This is a genomic window from Rhizobium sp. MHM7A, from assembly GCF_005862215.1.
GTDB classification, from domain to species: domain Bacteria; phylum Pseudomonadota; class Alphaproteobacteria; order Rhizobiales; family Rhizobiaceae; genus Rhizobium; species Rhizobium bangladeshense.
Genome location: NZ_VCHT01000002.1, coordinates 28,134 through 43,461 on the forward strand (window position 1 = coordinate 28,134; position 15,328 = coordinate 43,461).

At 56.3% G+C, this 15,328-nt stretch carries 13 protein-coding genes; 4 read left to right on the top strand and 9 right to left on the bottom strand.

What is annotated here, in order from left to right:
* Positions 1 to 198: 198 nt before the first annotated feature.
* Positions 199 to 906, bottom strand: a complete 708-nt coding sequence (locus tag FFR93_RS08365) for an Ig-like domain-containing protein (RefSeq protein ID WP_064705926.1) — start codon at positions 904 to 906, stop codon at positions 199 to 201.
* A gap of 663 nt (positions 907 to 1,569) precedes the next feature.
* Here FFR93_RS08365 and FFR93_RS08370 point away from each other — a divergent pair.
* The 4 genes from FFR93_RS08370 to FFR93_RS08385 all read left to right on the top strand — a co-directional run bounded on the left by FFR93_RS08370 (position 1,570) and on the right by FFR93_RS08385 (position 7,686).
* Positions 1,570 to 3,195, top strand: a complete 1,626-nt coding sequence (locus FFR93_RS08370; RefSeq protein WP_138392892.1) for a right-handed parallel beta-helix repeat-containing protein — start codon at positions 1,570 to 1,572, stop codon at positions 3,193 to 3,195.
* A 485-nt stretch (positions 3,196 to 3,680) separates the two neighbouring features.
* A complete protein-coding gene (locus tag FFR93_RS08375; RefSeq protein ID WP_138392893.1) occupies positions 3,681 to 5,444 on the top strand; it encodes a type I secretion system permease/ATPase in 1,764 nt (587 codons plus the stop codon).
* Positions 5,445 to 5,459: 15 nt separating this feature from the next.
* Positions 5,460 to 6,767, top strand: coding sequence for an HlyD family type I secretion periplasmic adaptor subunit (locus FFR93_RS08380; RefSeq protein WP_138392894.1), 1,308 nt, complete (start codon positions 5,460 to 5,462; stop codon positions 6,765 to 6,767).
* A 223-nt stretch (positions 6,768 to 6,990) separates the two neighbouring features.
* Complete coding sequence (locus FFR93_RS08385; protein WP_138392895.1) at positions 6,991 to 7,686, top strand: SGNH/GDSL hydrolase family protein; 696 nt, start codon at positions 6,991 to 6,993, stop codon at positions 7,684 to 7,686.
* 37 nt (positions 7,687 to 7,723) lie between these two features.
* On the opposite strand, the gene FFR93_RS08390 is transcribed toward FFR93_RS08385, so the two are convergent.
* The 8 genes from FFR93_RS08390 to FFR93_RS08425 form a co-directional block, all read right to left on the bottom strand.
* Positions 7,724 to 8,200, bottom strand: a complete 477-nt coding sequence (locus tag FFR93_RS08390) for a glycosyltransferase (protein ID WP_064705921.1) — start codon at positions 8,198 to 8,200, stop codon at positions 7,724 to 7,726.
* Positions 8,197 to 8,655 carry a glucuronosyltransferase gene (locus FFR93_RS08395; RefSeq protein WP_064705920.1) on the bottom strand — a complete coding sequence of 153 codons (459 nt, stop codon included), beginning with the start codon at positions 8,653 to 8,655 and terminating at the stop codon, positions 8,197 to 8,199. The genes FFR93_RS08390 and FFR93_RS08395 overlap by 4 nt, the downstream gene beginning before the upstream one ends.
* 153 nt (positions 8,656 to 8,808) lie before the next feature.
* Complete coding sequence (locus tag FFR93_RS08400) at positions 8,809 to 9,849, bottom strand: acyltransferase (RefSeq protein WP_138392896.1); 1,041 nt, start codon at positions 9,847 to 9,849, stop codon at positions 8,809 to 8,811.
* A 3-nt stretch (positions 9,850 to 9,852) separates the two neighbouring features.
* Entirely contained in the window at positions 9,853 to 11,250 is a 1,398-nt protein-coding gene (locus FFR93_RS08405) for an O-antigen ligase family protein (RefSeq protein WP_138392897.1), read from the bottom strand.
* 24 nt (positions 11,251 to 11,274) lie between these two features.
* A complete protein-coding gene (locus FFR93_RS08410; protein ID WP_138392898.1) occupies positions 11,275 to 12,258 on the bottom strand; it encodes a glycosyltransferase family A protein in 984 nt (327 codons plus the stop codon).
* The gene (locus tag FFR93_RS08415; RefSeq protein WP_138392899.1) at positions 12,255 to 13,139 is read right to left on the bottom strand and encodes a glycosyltransferase family 2 protein; all 885 of its coding nucleotides are present in this window, start codon (positions 13,137 to 13,139) and stop codon (positions 12,255 to 12,257) included. The genes FFR93_RS08410 and FFR93_RS08415 overlap by 4 nt, the downstream gene beginning before the upstream one ends.
* Positions 13,136 to 14,110, bottom strand: coding sequence for a glycosyltransferase family 2 protein (locus tag FFR93_RS08420; RefSeq protein WP_138392900.1), 975 nt, complete (start codon positions 14,108 to 14,110; stop codon positions 13,136 to 13,138). The genes FFR93_RS08415 and FFR93_RS08420 overlap by 4 nt, the downstream gene beginning before the upstream one ends.
* 91 nt (positions 14,111 to 14,201) lie before the next feature.
* Positions 14,202 to 15,170, bottom strand: coding sequence for a glycosyltransferase (locus FFR93_RS08425; RefSeq protein WP_138392901.1), 969 nt, complete (start codon positions 15,168 to 15,170; stop codon positions 14,202 to 14,204).
* Between the last annotated feature and the right edge of the window lie 158 nt (positions 15,171 to 15,328).

Here is a 15,328-nt window from a genome sequence, read left to right on the forward strand (position 1 = left end):
TCAAGAGCGCAGGGAACTCCCGCGCGTCAGCGGGGCTTCAAAGAGAGCTGCGTACCGGATTAAGGGCGGACAAGCTGACCACGCGGCACCGGATCATTCAATCATCAATGCGGCCAAAGTGCCCGCAGAGTCCTTGCCAGAAACGGCAACGCCCGCAGCATGTGTCGCGGGCGTTGCTTCTTGATCGGACTTTGATGATCAGACGTCTACGCCGCCGGAAACGACGTCGGTACCGGTAATGTTGAGCGTCAGAATGCCTACATCCGTGTGGCCTTCACCATCGGAGATCTTGTAGTACTCGATGGTTTCCGTCACCTGAGCGCCCGGAGCGATATCCTGCGTCAGCTCGTAGGTGAATTCGCCGTTCGCCTGGACATGGAACGTGCCATAGGTACCGAGAACCTCGGTTACAGCGCCGCTGCTTGCATTGACGTTCGAGCCGTCGAACTGGCGGAGGAAAAGGTGACCATTGTCGCCGGGAATGTCGTTATCCAGAACGTTGCCCCCGATAGCGTCACCTTCGCTGAAGCTGTAATGATCATCGACAGCGACCGGATTGACCTGGCTGACGCCCTGAATATTCAGGGTGAACAGGCCGAAGTCAGTGTTGCCGGCACCATCGGAGATTTTGTAGGAAACCTTCTCCTGGAGCAGCTCGCCGTTGGTGAAGCCGATCTTGGCGGCATCGCTCAGCACATAGGTGTAGCTGCCATCGGCCTTGACGTAGAAGGTGCCGTAGTCGCCCTGGATTTCGGTAACTTGGCCGGGCTGCTTGGCGCCGACGCTCTGTTGGTCGAAGAAGCGCAGGAAAAGGTTACCGTCGGATGTGTCGTTGGTAAGCAGGTTTCCGGAAATAACGTCGGTTTCCAGAAATGTTGCAGTATCGTCGGTTGCGTGAATAGCCATTATTGTCTCTCCTTGAAATTAATCTTCGCTGGTCATTTTTGACCTTCAGCGAGCTGCCCGATTAAGGATATCTTAATACATCGAGTCAAGCGCATAGTTAACAAGAATCGAATATTCACGGCTGCATTTTTTAGTATTGATACACGCTTACTGTGCATAAGATCATGAAAGATTTCGATATTATTGCTTTAACAATAAGTGAATGGAGAATTGTTTCAAAATCCGCCAGCTTGTCTCCTCGCTGAAAGATTCTTTATCATGAAGCAATTATCGGAATGCGAACACCGGGACGAGTCGGAATAGAGTTCAGCTATAATCATTTATAATGATTGACGTGAACTTGCGAGTTCTGACGATTGTCTGAAGGCTCAGGCGCGAAACTGCAGAAATATTGTCTTCCATTATACTTCTATCAGGTATAACTGGGAATGTTGCACGGTCGTGCAGCTCGCGACGAACTCTGTCCTGCCCGAATAGTGGCAAATGACTGTTTGCCGGCGACGTCCGGCACCCTTGCGGTGCCGCAATATGCGGCGGAATCAAGTTATTATCGCTGCGAATACAAGAATTATCGCCTGATATCGCGCATTTTAGTGTTTCATTTCAGCAGGCAGAGAGAGATCGGCGGCTAAAGATTTTCCATTACATTTGGGAGATCGCGGCATGACCGTCTATTACGTGAATTCGGTGACAGGATCCAACAACAATAACGGAACCAGTGAGAGTTCGGCCTTCGCGACCTTGTCTGCCGTTGAAACCTTGAGACTAAACCCGGGTGATAGCGTGCTGCTTGCTGCCGGAAGCGTATTCAATGAGCAGTTCGATCTGAAATATTCCGGCAGTGTCAGCGCCCCCATCACCATCGGCAGCTATGGCATCGGTGATGCGCCGGTCATTCGCAGCAGCAATGACGGGATCCACGGTTCCAAGGCTTCGAATATCGTCATCGAGAATATCAAGATCGCCGACACAGGCGCTAACGCGATCTACGCTGGCAACGTCTCGAACTGGACCGTGCGCAACGTCGAAGTATCGAATACAGGTCTGTCCGGCAAACCCGGCTCGGTCAGCTTCCAGAGCAGTCAGAACATCACCATCGAGAACAGCACGCTGACCGGTGTGCGTTCCGACGGAATATGGATGGATAAAGTGAATGGCGTCACTCTCATCAACAATACCGTCACCAATAGCCTGGGTAGCGCAGCAGATGCGATCCAACTCAACGACAGCAGCAATATATTGATCGCGGACAATCACCTCGAGCAGACAGCGACGAATAGCGCCAAGGGTGTCCTGGTGCTGATCCGGGCGACCAATGCCGTGGTCGAGGGCAATACTCTAGTCGGGGGCGGTTTTGGGCTGAGCGCTCAGGGAGGTACGAATATCGCCATCCACGACAATGACATCTCGGGATATGGCGGCTATAGCTGGTCTTACGGTATCGGTCTCGGCGACCAGGGCGATGCGAAGAACTACGACATCAGCGGAAACTACCTGCATGACGGGGTCTATGGCGTTTTGGTCAGCGCCGTCGGCAACCCTAGCTACATTCGCGAGAATATCGCTGTCCACGACAACGTCTTCGACGAACTGTCCTCGTCCGCCTTGAAAGTCGACAAGCCGGCGTCGGGGTCGTTCTACAATAATGTTATCGACAGCGATATATCGATTCTGACCATGCCCGCGACGATTGCCGCTCAGAACACATTCTCCATCGGTGTAAACAAGACGCTCGAACAAGCACAAGCAGAGCTTGATGGCGCAGCTGGGGGCGCAAGCGGCGATACGTCGTCGAGCAACGGCCAGACGCCTGCCACACCAGTCCCCGAGAATATAGACGTGCCGACGCCGCCTCTGGTTGGCGCTCCGGGGCCCAGTGTTGAAACGCCGGTTGTGACCGTACCTGCCGTCGCCGTTCCGAAAATTGTTGCTGTCCACGACAGCTTGAAAATTTCAGCCGATACCGGCAGTGCCTATCACGGAAATCTTCTTGAAAACGACCATGCGAGCAACGGAACGGTGCTGCTTCGCCGCTTCGGCGACAGCGCGGTGGACAAGCATGGCCTGACGCTAACCGGGAAATACGGCGTCATCCACGTCGAAAGCGATGGCGATTACAGCTATACCGTCGATGCAACCAAGCTCGCCGGATTGAGTGGAAAGGTGAGCGAATTCTTCCAATACAAAATTTCTGATGGCGCTTCCCATATCGATGCCGACAGCTTGAGCGTCTCCATTAACGTCGACGCATTCCTCAGCAGCCACGCCTCGCAAATGCTGCTGGCTTAAACTGAACCTGAAGCATTTCCGCTGGCCGCGGAAGTGCTTCAATTTTCAAGGTAGGCCAAGGTTCTCGCTACCGGTGACGTTGCAAATCACGCCATTCCCGGTGAAAAAATGTTCCGCTGGCCCGAAATATGTGAACTATAAATTGTATTTAAAGTTAACATTCCAGTAAACGCCGGAGCTAAGCGTGCCACACGTTTGCCGCTTTGCGCCGTTATTGGGCGTTTTGCGATTTTCACTTGCTTCGGCCGGTATAATTATCGTAGCGTTAAAGTTAGATCCTCTGAAATTGTTCGTGGTAAATTTGTATTTTCGGTCACTTTTCAGTGGGATTTATGGGCTAAGTTATGGGCCTGCAAGCGGAGCGTCGGCACCGGTGCCGGGGATCCGTAGGCAGCCATGTCAATGTTCGGGCTTTATAGGCTCGCAACTGCAGTGTGTGTCCGCGTGTTCGTGGGTGCGCGATGCGGTAGAAGAGGGATTGTTACGTGTTTCAAAGTTCAGCAGCTGACGTCAATGAACCGTCCAAGGCCTTGCGGAAATGCAAAGGGGGGCTGATCTTCATTGGCATAGCAAGCGCGCTTGTCAATATCCTCTATCTTACAAGTTCATTTTTTATGCTTGAAGTATATGACCGCGTCATTCCAAGCAAAAGCATACCGACGCTCGCCGCCCTGGCAATACTTGCATTAATTCTTTACGCTTTTCAGGGCGCGTTCGAAGTTCTCAGGAGCAGAATGCTCGTTCGTGTTGCCGGTGCGCTCGACGAAATGATGAACGGTCGGGTGTTTCGGGCGCTTGTCAAAGCGCCGTTGAAGGTCAAGATCGGCGGCGACGGGCTTCAGCCCCTGCGTGACTTCGACCAGATAAGGACCTTCTTGTCCGGCATGGGCCCGACGGCGATGTTCGATCTGCCCTGGCTTCCTTTCTATATCGTAATCTGTTTCCTGTTCCATCCGGCGATCGGATATATCGCGATCGGCGGAGCGCTGGTTCTCGCTATCCTGACGTTCCTGACCAACCATGGCACGCGTACGCTCTCCAAGCGGCAGTCGGAAGCGGCCAACATGCGCAACGCCTTTGCGCAGAGCTCGATTCGCAACTCCGAGGTCATTCATGCCATGGGCATGGCAGGTACCATGGCTGAAACCTGGGACCGCAAGAATGCGGAATACCGGAACATCACCCGGCAGGCATCGGATGTCGGCAACGGATACGCGACCATTTCCAAAATTTTCCGTATCGCTCTGCAATCGGGAACGCTGGCGACCGGCGCGATCCTCGTCATTCAAGGACAGGCCTCTTCGGGTATCATCATTGCCGGTTCCATCCTGACGTCCCGCGCTCTGGCACCTGTGGAGGCGGCGATCGGGAATTGGCGCGGTTTCGTTTCCGCCCAGCAGAGCTGGGCCCGGCTTTCGAACCTCCTGAAAACAATTCCCGAGATCCCGGCCCCGCTTGCGCTTGCCGCACCTTCCAAGCAAGTCACGGTCGAAGGCGTCGCGAGTGGGCCTCCGGCTGGCCAGCGGCTGGTTATCTCCGATATCAGCTTCGGCCTGAGGGCAGGGAGCGCGCTCGGGGTCATCGGCTACAGCGCCTCGGGTAAGTCGTCGTTGGCGCGGGCGATGATGGGCATTTGGCCAACGGTCAGAGGATCCATCCGCCTGGATGGCGCTGCGCTCGATCAGTGGGACGGCGACGCACTGGGCCGGCATATCGGTTATCTCCCGCAGGATGTGGAGCTTTTCTCGGGAACTGTCGCGCAGAATATCTGCCGCTTCGCGAAAGAGATGTCGCCGGAGGCCGTGGTTGCCGCGGCGAGGGCGGCGCGTGTTCACGACCTCATTCTGCGTTTGCCGAACGGGTACGAGACGGAAATCGGCGAAGGTGGAGCTGCGCTTTCGGCGGGCCAGAGACAGCGTATCGCGCTTGCGCGAGCGCTTTATGGCGAACCATTCCTTGTCGTGCTTGATGAACCGAATTCCAATCTCGATGAGGAAGGCGAGCGGGCGCTGAGCGCTGCGATCATGAGTGTGCGTGCACGTGGCGGCATTGTCGTCGTCATCGCGCATCGATCCGGCGTTCTGGCAGTGTGCGACTTCGTGCTGATGATGCAGGAGGGCAGAATGATCGCCTTCGGTCCCAAGGAAGAGGTGCTGGCACGGGTCAGCCGGCCGGAGGCGGCGCGCACCCCGATTGCCGAGCGCGTGGCTCAGCTCAAAGTCGTGGTCGACGGCAATGCAGCCGAATAGTCCGGAAGGTAGATCGTGAGTAAAGTCATTAGTGAATCGAAGCGTTCCCTCAATCGCCATGTGGCGGTTGTCGGGGCGTTGGCCATTGCGCTGGTTTGCGGCATCGGCGGTTGGGCGGCGACAACGGAGCTTTCCAGCGCCGTTATCGGCGAAGGCGTTGTCATCGTCGATGGCGATGTCAAGAAGGTCCAGCATCTAACGGGCGGCATTGTCTCAGAACTTCTGGTCTCCGAAAACGACCATGTGTCGGCCGGGCAGGTTTTGATACGGCTTGATGGAACGGCGACAAGAGCACAGCTCTCGATTGTCGAGAGCACGCTTGCTCAGCTCTATGCGCGCCGTGCCCGGCTGAAGGCGGAGCGGATCGGCGCGGAATCGTTCGAAGTCGAAGAAAACCTCAGCGATCTGACGTCCAGCACCGCGGCACAGCAGCTGCTCGACGGCGAGCGGAAGTTGTTCGACAGCCGCAGGTCAGCGCTGATCGGGATGAAGAGCCAGCTGGCATCGCGCAAGGATCAACTCGCCGAGCAGATCAAAGGCTTGGTCGTTCAGATCAATGCCACCGCCGATTCCCTCGGCTTGATCGAACAGGAACTCGAAGCTGTCGATGTTCTCTACAAGAAGGGTCTGGTCACGCTTCAGCGTTTGAATACGCTCAAGCGCGCCCGCGCCGATCTTCAGGGTAACAGCGGTCAGGAAATCGCTGCAAAGGCGGAGGCCGAGGGCAAGGCGATCGAAATCGACCGACAATCGATTCAGCTGGATGAGGATCGTCGTTCGGAGATCGCAAAGGACCTGACCGATGTCGAAGCTCAGATCGCCGAAAACGAAGAGCGCCGCGGCACTGCGCTTGATCAACTCCGCCGTCTCGACATTACCGCACCGCTGAGCGGCCGCGTTCACGAATTGGCGGTTCACACCGTCAATGGCGTTATCGAAGCCGGTCAGACGTTGATGCTCGTTGTTCCCGAAAACGACGATCTTACAGTCCAGGCGAAGGTCGCCACCCGCGATATCGACCAGGTCCATGTCGGCCAATCCGTCGATGTACGTTTCAGCGCCTTTGATCAGCGCACGACGCCCGATGTGCAGGCCGTGATCACCTCGATTGCGCCTGATATCGTCAAGGATGAGCGGACAGGGCTCAGTTATTATCCGCTGCGCGTCAAGCCGGAGGCGCAAAGTATCGCGAAGCTGAAATCGATAAAACTCTATCCCGGCATGCCGGCCGAAGTCTTTATCAAGATCGCCGACCGGACCGTCATCTCTTATCTCACAAAGCCGCTGACCGATCAGATGCAGCACGTATTTCGTGAGGAATGATTGGCGTCTTCCCGACGCCGTTGCTGCATGGCGCGGCACGTCAGCGCAGTGCCGCCCCTGATTGGAGGCAAGGCTCGCGTCGCGTACTGAAACAGGCGTGAGAACCTATCTTCATGATAGTCTCAAGCCTGCCGCGGCGCGGCTCCGCGAAGGACTTTGACGGCCATTCCAAACGGATGTGCGGCGGGGTGACGTATAGCTCTCGCCGAGATATGGTTTCGTCATGATATGTTTGCAGCTTTGGCGAGCGGTGCCGACCGAGAGGCGACTGGCATGGTGTCTGGTTCTGTATCTGGCCAGCCTCATATTGGTTTCAATGACTGGGAAGAGTGATGCCGAGAACCTTCCGCCTGTGAAAATCGTGGCTTTCGGAACGTCCCTCACAGCTCGCGGGGGATGGCAGCCCAGCCTTCAGACAAGGCTTGCCGCCTGCCTGCAGAGACCTGTAAGCGTCGAGAGCGTTGCAAGGAGCGGCGAGACCTCGACATGGGCTTTGACCCAGCTGGATCGCGTCGTTGCCGAGCAGCCGGATATCATTCTCATCGAACTCTACGCCAATGACGCGACATTGCATCGGTTCGTGTCGCTGGCGCAAAGCCGAAAAAATATTGGCGAGATTCTCGATCGGCTTCATCAACGGCTGCCGCGGGCGCGGATCATCCTCATGGCGATGAATCCGTTTTCAGGATTGCGGGGGCTGATCCGTCCTTTCGTCGACAGCTATATTTTGGTTCATCAGGCGGAGGCACAGAAACGGGGCCTGGAGTTTGTCGACCATAGGCCCGGTTGGGAGCGTCTCACCCCGGACGAGCTGGCTGCCGCAATTCCCGACGGCGCGCATCCGCGGCCTGAAGTCGCCTCGAAAATCATCGTGCCCGAACTCGTCGGACACATAGCCGGCCCCGGTTGCGGAGAATGATTTCCTCTTTCTCGAGGGCCTGCGCGTACCTGCGGGGTCAACCTGCCGCCAGATAACCCTTCAAATAGTTGACCAGTGACGTCCGGCTGGTATCCGACGCGTCTTCATGAGTGGGGCCGTCCAGGTCCTGGAGGAGATAATCTTTGAGTTCCTCATCGCTCTGGGCGACATAGATGCCGGGCCGGCCGACGAGCTGGCTGACGGTGGCAAGCTGGTGGTCATTTCGGTGCTCGCCAAGGGCTGCCTTGCGCGGGACCAGAATGATCGGTTTGCCGAAGCGTTTGGCCGTGAGGACGGTGCCGATTCCTGCGTGGGAGACGATGACACTCGCATCGCGAAAGATCCCGTCGAAATCCGCAGGCTCGATATTCTTGATCCATTTCATGTTCTGTGGTGTGTAGGTGCCCTTGCCGATCTGCGCCAGAACCGGTCTGGTCAGGTCCTTGGCGAAGGTGTCGACGGCCTTGACGAGGCGATCAAACGGCAGCTGCGTTCCGACGGTGACGAGGATCAAAGGACAGCTCCTGCGTAATGGGGGCCATCCGGCCGCGAAAGATGTTTCCATTGCGTGAGCCAGAGCGTCGCGATATGGCCTGCCAATTTTCCCGACAAGGATAGTTTCTCGACATTGGCAACGCTGTCGATCCAGATCGTGCGTTTGCCTGTCATCTTGCCGGCTAGAAGACAAAAGAGCCCGGGCGCGGCACCCGTGGAAATGATGACGTCGGGCCTGTGCCTGATGACAATGGCGAAGGCGCTGAAAAAGCACCGGATCGACATGGTTATCGAGTCACGGCTGCAATCGGGAAGGACCAGCCCGTCTCGAATTTCGTATTTGGAGAGAAGCCCCGGGATGGTCGTTGCAAAAATGATATCGCAGCCTTCGAACGCGCTACGCATGGACATCAACTGTTCCCAGTGACCGCCTCCTGACGAAGCAGCGAGAACTTTCAGTTTTTTCTCAGCCATAGACAGGCATCTCCAATGTTTGACCGATGACGGGAGGGTTGGACCGTTCCACTGAAACCGTGGCTGTATCGCGGCAGTTCAATGGAATTCTAACATTAGTAACCAACACGTCGAAGCGCGGATTGTGTAAAACTCCTGGTTCGGGACAATCTTTCACCTGACATACTTATAAATCGGTCCCGCCATCGGTACTGCCTGAAGCGCCAACTTGGCAAGAATCGGCAATAACGTCCCGGCCAGCATCAATATAACGACCATAAAAGTAAACCACGGACCGTGATATGGCAGGATCTTCACATAGATACCCTTGGCTATTCCAATGAAGATCGTATTGAAAAGGTATATCACCATCGAATTTTGACCGAACCAAAGGAGGATCTTGTCGTTTTCGAAAATCGGCAATTTGACGAGAGCATGCAGAAACGGAATTGACGCCGCTCCGCACAAAAGAAGCCAATAGGGGAAGCTCCGGCCGATATAAAGTGCGGCTGCGAAAACAACTAGCCAGAGGATGATATATTTGGAGAATATGTTGAGAGCGTATTCGGAATATTTGCAGCTCAGCATTCCAGCGGCGAAGAATACGAAATAGCTCAGAATTCGCGCGACATAAAACCTCTCCGAGGCGGGGATGAAAAAGATCGCCAGCGAGAAAAGGAAAAGAATGCCGATCTGCCGGCTGCTCAGCCGCCACAGGATCGGTGTCAGCACCGAATAGACGAAAAGCACGAGGAGATACCAGATCGAAATGGTCGGGTTGTTCGGGCTGTTCGAAATCACCGCCCATGGCCCCTGCCAAAAGCCGCTGACGCCGTCATCGACGTGAACGAACGTCTCGGCGATCTGCTTGCCGAAGACATTGATCAGGCACATAACGATAAAGGGGATCAGCAGCCGATCAAATCTCTTGGCGAAGAACTGGCTGAAGTTGCGATCAAGAGCATTATGCGCGCCTGTGAAAAAGAACACGAAGCCACTGAGATACATGAAGAACGGCATGTGGAAGGTGTAGATCGCGGATTTCGTCGCCTGGTACCATGCCTGCTCACCAAGCGTACCTTGCATGACAAGGTGGCCGTAGACGACCAGAAGGATGCCGAGGCCTTTGCCGCGTTCGATATCCAGCAGTTTTTCGCGTTCAACGCTGACCGCGGCTCTTTTCGATTCGGGCACGGCCATTGGGGCGCTGGTCATTGCCTATTCTCCTAAAGCGGGTTGTGGACGACGGGGGCTGCGCCGCCCGCCCGGTCCCTTTGAAAGAAGCCGCCGCCGACTTGGCGGGGGGACAACAGGTTCCGTTCTCATCGGTAAGACAGAGACGAGGACCGGCCACAGACCGATCGGTGCAAGCATCATTCCCGCTTCGGTCATCGCGCCGATCATGACGAGCAGGATCAGCGCAACCTCTTTGGCTTGAACGGTCTGAAGCTGATGGCTCCTGTAGACTGCGGCTATCTTCTTGAAAATTCGCGTCAGCAGGAAGGCGATCCAGCAAAGGAAGCCCGGAATACCGATGTTGAGGCAAATCTCGAGATATGTGTTGTGCAGGGAGCGCACGGTGTGTCCCAGACGGACATATTCCTCGACAATGTCCGCCTGTCGGAATGTGGCGAAGCCATAGCCGAAGATCGGCCGATCATAGATCAGTGGGATTACCTGCTCCCAGATATCGGATCGGCCCGATAGGGTCAGGTCCTTTCCGAACGCCTCGGCGACGGCCTGTGCGACGCCGAGATAGGCGATCGAGCCGGCGAAGCCGATCAGGAGGCAGAGGAATAAGACGATGAAAGCGCGGGCCATGCTGTGCCTGATATTCTCCATCATCTTCAGGCCGACGATCGTTGCAAGACCGATCGCCACCATGACGACCGCGGTCGACGACAAGGAGACCACGATAAGGACGAGGGTCAGCACGATTGCGATGGTTCTCAGCAAGCCGCTGTAGCGAAGCCGGGGGGAGGGCAGCCGATGGGAAATCAGCACGATAAAACAGATCGCACTGAACTGCCCCATTGTATTTTTGTGATAAAACAGTCCCTTCACCGCCCCCGCCAGCGAACCGCCCATGATGCCGAAACGTGGGAAAGCAGCGGTGTAAAGGATGTTTGCGAAGGCCGAGAAAATGGCAAAGTTGGCGAGGAGACGCAAGGTTTCCTCGTTGCCGTAGCGCAGTCGAAAGAGCAGGGGGCCAAGCGCGAGCAGACCGACGGCCGCGGCACCGCGCACAGATGCGCCGAAATCGAGCGAGCCGAAGAACGACACCACGATCGAAAAGATGACGATACCGACGAGCAGCGGAATGCCGCGGAAAAAGGCGAGGAAGCGGTTTGGCTCAAGGATGCCATAGAAGCCGATCAACGGGATCAGCGAATAGAGCATCAGCTTCTGCGGCAGCGGATCAACGCTTGCCCCGTCATCGAAGTTCGATGGATAACCATACCACATGCCGGTTGCCCGCAGCAGGGCGACGTAGAAAATGCCCGTCAGGAGCAGGCGGACGAGCGTCTCCTTTTTGATGCCATGGCGTGGCCGCGCACGGACGGACGGCCGCAGGCCGATATCTCCGTCTCGAACATAGGTTGGGCCAAAACTCATGCGAGGGCGCTCCTGCAAATGATATCAGAGGGCGGCATTGGGTTTGTATTCCTGGTATGCATGTCCGAGGATCCCGTTGACCATGCCTGCGCCACGCAGGACATGGGTGAGTGCTCGCATGCCCCAATAGGGTGAAATCAGGATCGCTGGCAGCATGGCCAGCCCAAGCATCACTCTCGTGGCGCCATAGGCTGCGCGATAGAGCCGGCGCTTGAGGTTGCCGTGCAGGACCTCGCTGACGGCGAAAGTGTTGCCGAGCCGGTATTGCCGCTGCAACACCCACTTCCAAGTCATACGGCTGGCGGGAACGATATCATAGACGAGCGCCTTGTCAGCCCAGAAAACCTGCATGCCACGGCGAATCGCCTGGTTGAAGAAGAGATAGTCAGTGCCCCCGGTGAAGCGCATCTTCTCTTCGAAGCGCAGATTCCACGAGCGGATGAGGGGATAATCGAACATGACGTTGTTCGAAGCCGCATAGGAAATGCGCTGACCATCCTTGTTTTTCTTGCGCTCGAAAACCCTTGCCTTGATGAAATATTCCGGCGGGTTTTCGGGATAGACCGGCTGGACCGGCCCGTAGACGCAATCGGCGCGGTTTTTCTCCCGCGTCTCCAGCATCGCATCGAGCCAGCCATCGACGGGCCATTCGTCATCATCGAGAAAGCAGAAGAGGTCGGTGCCGGCAGGGGCTGAATCGAGCGCGCGATTGCGTGCAAAGGGTATGCCCTGGTTCGGCTCGACGACATAGATCAGATCATAGGCGCCCGTCTGGCCAAAGCCCTCGACGGTGGCTCTTGCGCTGCCGGCGGCATCATTATCGACGATCACCATCGTCAGATGGTAGGGACGGGCCGGATCCCTGGTCTGGCGTGTCATCACGTCGAGCAGCTTGGCGATCCCGTCCAGCCGCCGATAGGTCAGAACGCCGACGGCGATGTTCAACGGCGAGGCGTCTTGCCGATCAGATCTGACCGATGAAGGTGGAAAGGTGTCTTGCTGGTTCATGACTGTCCTCTCCGCAGCATATTTCCCAAACGCTTGCGCGCGGCCATCAAGGCCACTTCGTTAATGGCATCATCACCAAACGGACCGCCCGTCACCGTGTTGCGAGCCTCGCTCCTCAGCTTCAAGAGCGATGTCGTTTCGGCAATGCCGCCGGCCACAAGGCTCTTGCCGAGCGCATGCAGCCCATCATAGCGGCGTGCCAGTTCCAATCCTGTCGCGATCATGATCCTCGGGCGAAGGGTTTTTGCCCTGCTCGTGCCCGTATAGCGGTTGGAGGCATGAATGCGCTGAAAAGTCAGCGGCGTCTCGACGATGGCGCCGCGACCGAGATAGGCGGCCGCGAACTTGATGTAATTGTCGCTGAGGACGACGTCTTTCGCGACGGACATCGGCAGGATCTGGGACAGCAGTTCGCGGCGGAAGCTCAAGCCGGAGGTTGGCACCGGAAGCGAGGGGAAGCCGCCCTTGCGCAACGTGTCCCGCTTGTCGAACAGCGTCACCTGCAACTGAGCTGGAGGCTGGTCGCCTTCATGGGTCGTCACGCGGTCAAAGCACCAGTCGATCTCGTTGCGGTCGTAGATCTCGGCGACGCGCGCGAGTTTGCCCGGCAGAAACGCATCATCGGCATCGAGGAGAAATAGAATATCGCCGCTTGCGGCCGCAAAACCTGCATTGAAGCTTGATGCTTGGCCGCCATTTTCCTTCAATACGGGCAGGATCCGCTCGCCATAGGCGGCAAGGATCTCTCGGGAATCGTCGGTGGAGCCGTCGTCGACGACGATCACTTCGAAATCGGCATAGGCCTGCGACAGGACGCTGTCGATGCATGGGCGCAAATATTGGCCGTAATTGAAATTGTTGATGAGCACCGATAATTTCACCGCACGACCTCCTGCACCAGTCGACCAGAATGATTTCCTGCCGGTGCGTATCGGCGAAGTCCGGCGCGGTAGCCACGCATGTAGTAATACTTCCAGATGGCCCAGAAACGCTGCTTTGATCGCGGCAAAGGATAAAGAAGAGCTGCCCGAGCCGCCCAGTTGGCGCTTTCTATCCAGGTTCTCACGGGCACGCCCCCGATCCTTACGCCTTTGGGAATATCCTCGGCAAAGAGCGCCGGCATTCCATAGCCCAGACGTTCCCCGCGTTTCTGTACCCAGGCCTCCGTCACGCTGGAGGCTGGAATCCAATGATGAACAATGGCCTCGGCGCATCGATATGTTTTCACGCCGCTTCGGGATAGGCGGCTGACGATTTCGGTATCCTCTCCCATTGCGAAAAGACCTCCTGGAAGCGGACCGATGTCTTCACGGAATCGTACATTGCCGCCAAGCAGTTCACGACGCACGCTCGTGTTCGGACCCCAAATTTTTGTCGGGTCGCATGGGCCACTGGATTCCTCGTCGGCTATAGCGAAGGTTGATCCCATGGGAATCCAGTCCAGCAGCGGATCTCCATGGGGGTAATGCTCCCAATTCGGGAGAATGCGACCGCCGATAACGCCATAATCCGGGTTCGCCTCTGCACATGCGGCAATCGAACTCAACCAGTTCACATCCGCCTCGATATCGTCGTCCGTAAAAACGATCAGCGCTCCTCGAGCGATTGCCAGGGCGGCGTTCATAGCTCCTGATTTGCCTGGACGGGCATGATTGACAACAATCATCGGAAGCTTCTTGGCATACTGATCGAGAAGCTGCTCTGTTTCGTCTTCACTGTTGTTGTTGACGGCAATCAGTTCCCATTGTTCAGCCGGAAGGTTTTGGTCCAGCATCGAATCCAGCATCTGTTGAAGCCGTCTACTAGCGCCGTTGAAGGACGAAAAGATGACACTAATTCTTGGATCCGTCATCAAATCCGCTCACCTCCTGAAGTGCGAAAATCCTGTGCCCCGCCGCCGTAGCTCGAGCACTTCCAGCCGATGCCGCGGTTTAATACAATCATCATTTGGTACTAACCTGAGAATAGATCGTTTTATTCGTCGCTGATCGCTGCTTGAGAAATTGGCGCAGGATGCCCTGTCTCACCGACTGCGCCCACAGCAATCTGAAGCGAACGCCGCTTAAGGGGAAACGCTTGACGGCGACGCTGGCCGGCGCCATCAGAAGCCATCTGAGGGCGCTGCCGACTGGCAGACCGGCGATTTTCGTTTTGCTCTCGAAGAGGTCCGGTCGAACGATCACCAGACCCATGCCATAGCGCTCGCCGCGCCGCAAAACCCAGCCTTCATCCAGGTAGCCCTGCCTTACAATGTGCCGAACCCGGGGATGCCGCGAATGAAAAGCCCTGGCGCCATTCTTTTCCAACCTCAGAGCGAAAGCGGTATCCTCACCCATCGGGAACTGGGCGACAGTGGCATCCGGACCGAGACCGTCGTGTACGATATAGCCGGGCCCTAAAATCGAGCGGCGGAAGGCCGAATTTGGCCCTGATATCAACGCCGCCGAAATCGGGCCCTCGGGAAGATCGTCGTTCAGCGCATAAAGAATTCCCAGATGCCCATACTGCATCAACCACGGTGCAGGCTTTTCCTCCCATTCGGGCGTGATCAGGCCGCCGAATATGGCGAATTGTGGCTGCTCATCTGCCAAGGCAAGAAACTGCTCGATCCAATCCGGCGCGGGAATGACGTCGTCATCGGTTAATATGACGAGTTCGCCCTCCAGATGGCGGAAGCCCAAAGTCAATGCATGCTGCTTGCCTTGTTTTGGCTCAAAGTAAACTTCCAGCGGAAGCCGCTCCTTATAGGAATTCAGGACTGCTGCAGTGTTGTCGCTGCTGTTGTTGTCGACCGCAACGATTTTCCATACTTCTTTCGGCAGGGTGGAGGCGCAGAGTGCGTCAAGCATCGTTGGCAGAGTCTTCTCTCCGTTATAAGTCGAGAAAAGTATTGTAACCTTGACTTTGCTCATTTACTGCTCCGGCTCCCGTTTCGGTCTGATCGCCTCCCAGTACGGACTCAGCTCACGCGTTACCGATGACTTGGGCCTGCGACAGAACGCTGTCGATGCATGGATGCAAATACTGCCACAAAATTACTGATGAGCACCGAGAGTTTCAGACTACTGCC

Excerpts from the sequence above, each read along its gene's own strand:
- FFR93_RS08365 (WP_064705926.1), bottom strand. The coding sequence starts at position 906 with ATGGCTATTCACGCAACCGACGATACTGCAACATTTCTGGAAACCGAC.
- FFR93_RS08370 (WP_138392892.1), top strand. The coding sequence starts at position 1,570 with ATGACCGTCTATTACGTGAATTCGGTGACAGGATCCAACAACAATAAC.
- FFR93_RS08385 (WP_138392895.1), top strand. The coding sequence starts at position 6,991 with ATGATATGTTTGCAGCTTTGGCGAGCGGTGCCGACCGAGAGGCGACTG.
- FFR93_RS08395 (WP_064705920.1), bottom strand. The coding sequence starts at position 8,655 with ATGGCTGAGAAAAAACTGAAAGTTCTCGCTGCTTCGTCAGGAGGCGGT.
- FFR93_RS08400 (WP_138392896.1), bottom strand. The coding sequence starts at position 9,849 with ATGACCAGCGCCCCAATGGCCGTGCCCGAATCGAAAAGAGCCGCGGTC.
- FFR93_RS08405 (WP_138392897.1), bottom strand. The coding sequence starts at position 11,250 with ATGAGTTTTGGCCCAACCTATGTTCGAGACGGAGATATCGGCCTGCGG.
- FFR93_RS08410 (WP_138392898.1), bottom strand. The coding sequence starts at position 12,258 with ATGAACCAGCAAGACACCTTTCCACCTTCATCGGTCAGATCTGATCGG.
- FFR93_RS08420 (WP_138392900.1), bottom strand. The coding sequence starts at position 14,110 with ATGACGGATCCAAGAATTAGTGTCATCTTTTCGTCCTTCAACGGCGCT.
- FFR93_RS08425 (WP_138392901.1), bottom strand. The coding sequence starts at position 15,170 with ATGAGCAAAGTCAAGGTTACAATACTTTTCTCGACTTATAACGGAGAG.